Source organism: Barnesiella sp. CU968, from assembly GCF_905219685.1.
GTDB lineage: Bacteria > Bacteroidota > Bacteroidia > Bacteroidales > Muribaculaceae > Lepagella > Lepagella muris_A.
The window spans coordinates 1-6991 of record NZ_CAJMXD010000141.1; the positions used below are offsets into that span (position 1 = coordinate 1).

The 6991-nt window shown below is 41.4% G+C and carries 7 protein-coding genes; all 7 read left to right on the forward strand.

The annotated features are described in order from the left end of the window. The first annotated feature begins 235 nt into the window (after positions 1-235). The gene (locus JX312_RS06940) at positions 236-1633 is read left to right on the forward strand and encodes a transcription termination/antitermination protein NusG (protein WP_204457497.1); all 1398 of its coding nucleotides are present in this window, start codon (positions 236-238) and stop codon (positions 1631-1633) included. 32 nt (positions 1634-1665) lie between these two features. Beyond that, a complete protein-coding gene (locus tag JX312_RS06945; RefSeq protein ID WP_204457498.1) occupies positions 1666-2412 on the forward strand; it encodes a hypothetical protein in 747 nt (248 codons plus the stop codon). 15 nt (positions 2413-2427) lie between these two features. Further along, positions 2428-3204, forward strand: a complete 777-nt coding sequence (locus JX312_RS06950) for a cytidylyltransferase domain-containing protein (protein WP_204457499.1) — start codon at positions 2428-2430, stop codon at positions 3202-3204. 2 nt (positions 3205-3206) lie between these two features. Continuing rightward, the gene (locus JX312_RS06955) at positions 3207-4250 is read left to right on the forward strand and encodes an N-acetylneuraminate synthase family protein (protein ID WP_204457500.1); all 1044 of its coding nucleotides are present in this window, start codon (positions 3207-3209) and stop codon (positions 4248-4250) included. 92 nt (positions 4251-4342) lie between these two features. Next, complete coding sequence (locus JX312_RS06960) at positions 4343-4807, forward strand: HAD family hydrolase (RefSeq protein WP_204457501.1); 465 nt, start codon at positions 4343-4345, stop codon at positions 4805-4807. Positions 4808-4817: 10 nt separating this feature from the next. Further along, positions 4818-6176, forward strand: a complete 1359-nt coding sequence (locus JX312_RS06965) for a hypothetical protein (RefSeq protein ID WP_124031254.1) — start codon at positions 4818-4820, stop codon at positions 6174-6176. Between the two features lie 12 nt (positions 6177-6188). Further along, positions 6189-6991 (forward strand): glycosyltransferase family 1 protein (locus tag JX312_RS06970; RefSeq protein WP_204457502.1); only part of this gene is annotated, 803 nt, incomplete at its 3' end.

Here is a 6991-nt window from a genome sequence, read left to right on the forward strand (position 1 = left end):
TAACGTATTTATAACAAGCCTTTTATAATTCATCCATCTCTCTTCCCAAGAGATATAGATTTTAAAGGCATGTGTATGCTTTGTTTGATGTCGGTGTTTCTGACAGAATATGAATCGGTTTTTTCCTTTTTATCCGCTGTGTGAGCGGATGGGAGGGAAGAAGAAGTATAGTGTGAACGAAGCATTCCGTGCATCGCATGAATCAAGGTAATTGACTTGCAATAAGTGATATATAGTGGATCGGTTCTTTGAGTTTGTCGAAAGTGGTCTGGGTGTGGATTGTCCGGCAATGGTTGCCGACAGGGTAGTGCCATCACTTCTGCGCTCAGCTGAAAGACACTCCTTCCAGACTCTGACGGCAAAGAATCTCCGGCTATGGGTGACAGATATGCTCTGCAAAGGGTTGAAGCTCACAACATGCAGAAGATATGTAGGAGCGTTACATACTCTTTTTCTTGATGTCAACGATAACTGCGGCAATAAATGCGGTAGCGAAGATCCGTTTGTTACGGTAAAAGCAGAATTGCACAGGCAATCTGAATGTCAGGATAGTAAAACTGCCGATAATCTTTCTCTGATTCCCCGGTTACTCAAAAAAGAGAAGTCATCGTCTGACTGGCAGATTGTAAATATAGTACTCTATCTGCTGTATAACGTAAAATCATCGTTGGAAGATGTTGTGCGACTGCGGTTTGAAGATCCGGTTGCGACCTGTCTCCATGCCGGTGACATAATAGACGGAATGCGAGTGTCACCACAGCAGAAATATGTATTTGCCTTAGGACAGGGGAAGAAGCGGGAGCAAAGGATAATCCACGACCTCCTTGCCGACATGCATACTGTTTTGCGAATGTCTGGTATGGACTTCGGTACGGAGTTCTCACGGGAATCGCTTACTTCGATGTGGATTCACACCGCTCTTGGAAACGGAGTCACATATGGTGAAATCAGAGCCATATTGCCGGAACTTCCACGTGACTGGGCGTTTCTCTCGCTTGTGGAGCTGGCAGACATTGACGCTGACCGAGAATGCAGCATCATAAATCGCGTGGCAGATGCCATAAATGACAAGACCGTGCGCTGGTACGTGATGAGGTTGCGTTCGGGCGTATCTCCCGAAGACATTACATCGGAAGAGAATGCATTCAAAGGCAGCGGGTTCGAAGAACTGTCATTCTATTATCCTGTGAGAAAAGTAGTGCGCCGGGAAAACCGGAAGATGGTCACTGAAGAGCTTCCTTATCTTCCGGGATTGCTTTTTTTCCGGATGCGCAGCGACAAAGTTGGCAGATTCATGAGTCTGACAGGTAACAAAGCCTGGTGTTATCGGGTGACGAACAGTCCCGACAGTCCCTATTCATTCATCTCCCGCAGCGAGATGACCAGATTTCAGCGTCATATCGGCAAACTTACTGCAGATGTGGAGATGGAACTGGTAAACCGCCATGCTGCCGCAATCGGCGACAAAGTCAGGATCAGCGGCGGCGGTTTGCTCGAAGGTCAGGAAGGGATAGTAAGGGAAATACGGAATGTGGACGGAAGCTGCGCCTACGTGCTCAGACTGTCGGAATCCTCCTTTATACGGTGGAATGACGTCAAGGTAGACGAAACCTTCGTGGAGTCTGTATCCTGATTCCCCATCCGCCTTAAACAGCTTAAGTTAAAATGACGCGACAGGCAGAATACATGACAGAAGTGAAAGATATTACAGGTTATTCCCATTATCTTGCCATGAAAAGCCAGATGTCGGGAATGCTGGTGTACGACGGACATAAGGCAACGTCAGAGGAGACATCCCTGCGTCAGGAGTGCCGCCGAATGAGCGACAGAATCAGTCTGGAGCTGTCGGTCTGCAAGGAGGAAGAAATCGCCATGCTGCTCGAATGTTTCGAGACGATGTACCGGTTGGGATATAGGCGTATGCCCGACTGCAGGTTCATAGACACGCACAGGCGCCGCATACTTGACGCGTGGCGATGCGGCAACCGTCGGATAGCCGAAAGTCAGGTATATGAAATATCGGAGGAAGCACGCCGCGAGCTGTCAGACAGATGGTTGGCGGCACTCATGGAGCACAGTTGTTTTCCGGGAGTCACGGCGTATGAGAATTATCAGCGGCTTGCGCTCATTATGCGGGAGGATATAGGGTTGCGGATCGATGGCGATGCGGAAGAGTTGAAGCGCCGTTGGTACGACTTCAACCGGATTGACGATTTAGCGTCAGAGAGCACCTCTATACTCAAGAGTTACCGCAGGTTTGTAAGCTCCCTCTTCCCCGAAGTCCTCGACTTCGACGAGCAGACCGCCCTCGACAACCGTCTCCTCGCCGAGCTGTCGCGCCGCCGCGACCTCACCCCCCACGACCGCGCCGCCTACCGCCTCGCCCTCGAATACAACAAAGAAATTATATAAATAATTAAACATGCGATGAATCCAACCATTATCATTCAAGCTCGAACAGGATCCACACGTTTACCGTCAAAAATGATAAAACACTTTTATGAAGATAAAAGTGTTCTTGATATTTTATTGGACAGACTAAATTCCAACAAAGAGTATCTGTCGATATCGGATATAATTGTCGCTACTTCTGAAAAAAAAGAAGACGATAAAATTCATGAAATCGCTTCCAGACACGGAGTTAAAGTGTATAGGGGAAGTGAGAATGATGTGTTGGATCGCTTTATTGCTGCTGCGGAACACTACGGAGTAGAAAAGATAATCAGGATTTGTGCGGATAATGTCTTTCTTGATTTAGAGTCATTGCGTTTTCTATCGATTGTATTTTCAGAAGTTGATTACGACTATGTTTCGTTTAAAACGTCAAGTGGAAAGCCATCGATTCTTACGCATTATGGATTCTGGACGGAGGGTGTAAGATTGTCAGCTCTAAAGAAAGCATATGCAATGACCGCTGAAAAGATATATCACGAGCATGTAACCAATTACATATATAATACTCCCGATAAATTCCGTATACTTTTATTCCCTATAGATGATATGGTAAAGGGTATTGAGGCTCGTACAAATATAAGGCTGACACTTGACACTAAAGATGATTTTGAGCTTCAGCAACAATTATTCATGGAACTTCAAGAAAAAGGTCTGCAAAACTCTCCCAAGACTATAATAGAATACATTGACACATGCCATCCTGAGTTTTACATCAGGATGCAAGATAATATAAATGCTAATACCAAGTAGTTATGACAGAGACATATATCATTGGTGAGATTGGACAGAATCATAATGGTTCTGTAGACATTGCCAAACTAATAGTGGATCTTGTGGCTCGTCCTGTAAAGGAGGAAGTGTTTGGTCTTGATTTAAGACCGATGAATGCCGTTAAAATGACAAAAAGAGATTTATCCGAGGAACTGACCGTTTCTCAGATGAATCGTATTTATGATTCTCCGAACTCCTTTGGTAGAACTTATGGCGAACACAGGGCAGTGCTTGAATTGTCGGATGAGGAACATTTTGAAGTATACAAACATGCAAAATCCAAAGGTCTGGATTTTGTCGAGACCTTATGTGCCATAGGTTGTCTTGATATGCTTAAGCTATTTGTTCCGGATAAATTGAAGGTAGCAAGCAGGGATCTTACGAATCTTCCATTGCTGGAAGCTCTTGCAGAAACGAAGCTTCCCATGATTCTTTCAACAGGTATGTCAGGCAAGGAGGAACTTGATACGGCTATTGATTTAATTACAAGGTATCATGATGATATATCGATTCTACATTGTGTAAGTCAATATCCAACTGCCCCTGACAATTTGAATCTGCTTACAATAAGATATTTAAAAGAGCATTACTCACAATTTAAGATCGGATTTTCTGATCACACAATCGGTATTTCGGCTCCATTGGTAGCAGTAGGAATGGGTGCGGAAATTATAGAGAAGCATATAACTATTGACAGGCACATGAAAGGTACTGATCAGGCGGGCTCATTAGGACCCGATGGTGTAAACCGTATGGTCAGAGATATTAGAGTTGCCGAACATTGGTTGGGAACAAAATCACTTTATATAGATCCAAGTGTCGCTTCATCCAAAGAGAAGCTGGAAAGATCAATTGCGAGTCGCAGGGTCATAGAAGCTGGAGAAGTGATATGCGAAGCAGACATTCATATGCTTAGTCCAGGCGATGGTTTCAAATGGCATGACCGCAATCTTGTAATTGGGAAAAAAGCAGCATGTCGCATACCTGCCGATGAGATAATATATAAGGACATGTTAAAAGATTGAGCATGTGTATATGTTGCACGCATTTTATTCTCAGAAAGCATACTTGTCGGAAGTACGGTTAAATCAATGATAATAATTACTTAAGGCAGATTATGAAAAGAATCCCCAAACTCATACTTACTGATATTGACGGAGTCTGGACAGATGGCAGCATGTATTATGACCAGACAGGCAATGAGTGGAAAAGATTCCACACATATGATAGTGCCGGAGTGCTTTTGGCACATCAGCATGGTATTCCGGTCGGTATTATAACGGGAGAAGACACAAGAATTGTGGAACGGCGAGCGGCTAAGTTAAAGGTAGATTATGTTTTTCAAGGAATAAACGATAAACTTGAAACAGCTATATCGCTCTGTAATAAATTGGGAATAACGCTTGATGAGGTTGCATATATAGGTGACGATATACCAGACTTGCCTCTGTTAAAGGCGGTTGGTTTCAGTGGTGCCCCGGCTAATGCTATCAAGGCGGTCAAGGACGAAGTGGGATATGTCACCGTTATCCAAGGAGGAAAAGGAGCGTTTCGAGAATTTGTTGAGAATTTACTGAAGTGACAGATTCAAAATGGGAAAAGAGTGTTTTCTGAAGTATTTGAGGAAAATAGGCATTGACAAATCTGTGGCATATTCTTCAGGAGCAAGAGTAGTTCAAGGCGTAACTGGGGTAGTTACTGTCTTAATGATCGCAGGATTCCTTTCAAAAGTAGACCAAGGGTATTATTATACATTTGGCAGTATTCTTGCAATACAGATTTTTTTTGAATTAGGTCTTACAAATATATTAATCCAGTTTGTAGGACATGAGATGGCAGGTCTTGAATGGAAAGAAGTATATAAATTGTCAGGGAGCAGCGATAATATTTCACGGATTGCGCATTTGTTAAGATTCAGTGTAAGATGGTATGGTATCGTATCGTTGATGTTCGTAATCATTACTGTAATTTGCGGAATAATATTCTTTTCACATTTTTCAGTAGAGACACATGATTCTGTATGGCTGGCACCATGGGTATTGGTGTGTGTTAGTACTGGGTTGAGTCTTTTTTTATCGCCGGTTTTAGCGGTCTTGACAGGAATGGGGAAGGTTAAGGAAGTGTCAAGAATTAGGTTTTATCAACAGTTAATGACACCTCTTTTGTCATGGATTCTATTTATAGCCGGATTTAAACTCTATGTTCTGGGGTTAAGTTCTCTTCTTTCCAGTATAATTGTTTTTATTCTGGTTACAAGAAATAATCTATTGTCTATTCTTAAGTTTCTGTGGGGTGTAAGAATCGAAAGTAAGATCAGTTATAGGAATGAGATATTTCCGTATCAATGGAAAATTGCATTGAGTTGGGTCAGTAGCTATTTTGTTGTGCAGTTTTTCAATCCAGTCTTATTTGCAACATCAGGTGCAGCAGTTGCCGGACAAATGGGAATGACACTAACAGCATTGAATAGTATATCTGCGTTTTCGCAAAGTTGGATAAGTACTAAGATTCCAGTAATGTCACGTTTGATAGCATTAAAAGACTATTTACAACTTGATAAATTATTCCATACTACTGTCCGACAAATGTCAATAGTATGTTTTATCTTATTGACTGTTCTGTTAATTATGTTGGGAATCATGCAAATACTGGAGCTGCCTCTAAGAAATAGATTTTTGCCATTCCTTCCACTTTTATTAATGATTGTGGCTGTATTCATCAGTCAATTTGTCAATGCCTGGGCAGTATATCTAAGGTGTCATAAAAAGGAACCGCTTTTGGCTTATTCTGTAGTTACAGGTGCTTTGTGTTGTCTTTCAACACTGGTTCTGGGGTTGCATTACGGAGTGATTGGAATAACCGTCGGGTATTGTACAATTATTGCTGCAATGTCACTTTGGGCACATTATATTTACGTGCGAAAGAAAATTGAATGGCATGTTTATGCATAGAAATTTTATTTTATGAAGAAGGTAGATGTGATATATGGAGGTTGGTTAAATGCTCCTAATGGAGCAAGTTCCGTTATAAAACTCTTATATAATAGTAGGTCATTGTTTGAGACAAATGGAGTGTCCTGTAATTTTGTTACAAACGATACTTATTGGGAGACTCCAAAATGTAGGTCGAATGATATGGTCTTGCAAAATAAAGGAGTGAAATCTTGTATCAAAAGGGTTCTGAAGGCTTTAATATCTCATTCTCCAACATTGGAATCTGCAATATCCATATATCTGGGATTTATGAAATCATCTAAAAAAATTGCGAAACGTTATGTTGAAGATGAAAATCCGCAAGATAAAACACCGTTGTTTTTTCATGACATATTTACGTGTTATTATTATCTGAAGCATACAAGCGCAAACCGTCCCATACTTTTGACATTGCATAATAATGGTGAGACATTTAAAATGCTCTCTTTATATTTTCCCTGTATTAATGATTCATGGGTAATGAGACTTTTAAATCGTGTCGAACATTATACTATAAACAAAGTGACAAAAATTTGTTTTGTCGCAAACAATCCTTGCAAACTATTTCTGCGCAACCATCCTGAAATCAGTCCCGATAGAGTACATTTTGTATATAATGGATTGCCACATATTGATTCATGTAACGACGTTGTAAAAAACGATAATTTGTATGAAATTTGTAGTGTAGGCTCTATTACATCGCGTAAAGGACAAGATATTATAATCAAGTCTTTGTCTTTAATGAAACCATGCGAGCGCGATAAAATTCATATTACATTCGTAGGAGATGGAGT

Bases quoted from the DNA above. Each gene is read 5' to 3' on its own strand.
- JX312_RS06945 (WP_204457498.1), top strand. From the start codon at position 1,666: ATGACGCGACAGGCAGAATACATGACAGAAGTGAAAGATATTACAGGT.
- JX312_RS06950 (WP_204457499.1), top strand. From the start codon at position 2,428: ATGAATCCAACCATTATCATTCAAGCTCGAACAGGATCCACACGTTTA.
- JX312_RS06955 (WP_204457500.1), top strand. From the start codon at position 3,207: ATGACAGAGACATATATCATTGGTGAGATTGGACAGAATCATAATGGT.
- JX312_RS06960 (WP_204457501.1), top strand. From the start codon at position 4,343: ATGAAAAGAATCCCCAAACTCATACTTACTGATATTGACGGAGTCTGG.
- JX312_RS06965 (WP_124031254.1), top strand. From the start codon at position 4,818: ATGGGAAAAGAGTGTTTTCTGAAGTATTTGAGGAAAATAGGCATTGAC.